We start from the raw sequence: 449 nt of genomic DNA, 5'->3' as shown, positions 1-449 counted from the left end.
TTCAACAAATTAAAAAATTCTCCTCAATGATTAATTGGAGTTTATTTCAAGCCTAGAATCAATCCTTTTAACGAAAAATATCCTCATGAAGACGATGAATATACCTTAGAAAACCTTTTAAAATAAGAAATCTCTATCGAAGAAGTTTTTTCTTTTGGAACGTCCAAGAAAAACATCAGGAAAACAAACCTCAAATAAAATTAGTAAATAATGACATCTTCACTTACTAAAAGAAAATAAGAAGCGATCAATCATTATTTAATGGAAAATAACATCATCAAAGAACCAAAATTAATCAAATTAAATTGTTATAACGCCACTCCTTATACTGGTTTGGTCTTACCTTTGCCATCTAAAACTTTCCATGAAATTGATATTGACACCATTTATTTTGATGATGGAATTCGAATTATTCCTGAAAACCAACTTTACACCATCGAAGATTTACT

At 28.3% G+C, this 449-nt stretch carries 1 pseudogene; it reads left to right on the top strand.

The window, feature by feature from the left end:
• Positions 1–261: 261 nt before the first annotated feature.
• A pseudogene (locus RI68_RS03520) lies at positions 262–449 on the top strand (hypothetical protein); the annotation flags it as partial.

Source organism: Vaccinium witches'-broom phytoplasma str. VAC (assembly GCF_000309405.1).
Classification (GTDB): Bacteria; Bacillota_I; Bacilli_A; order Acholeplasmatales; family Acholeplasmataceae; genus Phytoplasma.
This window is presented reverse-complemented; position numbering and strand designations above follow the sequence as displayed.